Origin of the sequence: Clostridium sp. LS, from assembly GCF_002760435.1 — a bacterium.
Lineage (GTDB): Bacteria > Bacillota > Clostridia > Clostridiales > Clostridiaceae > Clostridium.
Window position 1 is genome coordinate 1 of record NZ_AUUU01000235.1, and the last position, 608, is coordinate 608.

Genomic DNA, 608 nt, shown 5'->3' on the forward strand with positions numbered 1-608 from the left:
GCTGTTAACCGATAGGTTGGAGGTTCGAGTCCTCTTCGCGGAGCCATTTTTTTATGCTTTTTTAAAAAATAAATGAGTAGAATACGGGTGGAAAGTATATTCCACCCGTTTGTTGATTTAAATTACATTTGATTTATTATCAATGAAATCAAAGTCTTCTAGAATTATGTCTACTGTATATTTTTTAATGTTATTTCTATCAAGATAGCTGCCAGTTCTAACTTTACCTTCTATAGATAATTTATGACCTTTAGTTATGTATTGGGATAAAATCTCAGCTTTTCTACCAAAAGCAACAATGTTAATAAAATTCGTTGTATATTCTTTTGTATTTGATTTATAGTCATTAACAGCTAAAGTAAATTTCACATAAATCCTTTCGTTGGCGTCAAATTGTTGAGGCTCTAGATCTTTAGTCACTCTCCCTATAAGATATACTTTGTTCATATTTTTCCTCCTAAAAATCAATATTTGTTTTAAGTTTAGACAGAAACGTAAGTTCGTATTCAAGAGAAAAATAAAAAAAGATAAAAAATAGGGTTGCATAATTAGAAAAAGCTGATATAATAGATTAAGTAATGACGTTCCGCGATAGCTCAATGGTGGAG

The 608-nt window shown here is 29.9% G+C and carries 1 protein-coding gene; it reads right to left on the bottom strand.

Features of this window, described 5'->3' with window-relative positions:
- Window positions 1-117: 117 nt before the first annotated feature.
- Window positions 118-447 carry a single-stranded DNA-binding protein gene (gene ssb / locus COL3_RS26810; RefSeq protein ID WP_008422728.1) on the bottom strand — a complete coding sequence of 110 codons (330 nt, stop codon included), beginning with the start codon at window positions 445-447 and terminating at the stop codon, window positions 118-120.
- Window positions 448-608: the final 161 nt, after the last annotated feature.

Coding starts and splice junctions, on each gene's coding strand:
- ssb (WP_008422728.1), bottom strand. CDS start 447: ATGAACAAAGTATATCTTATAGGGAGAGTGACTAAAGATCTAGAGCCT.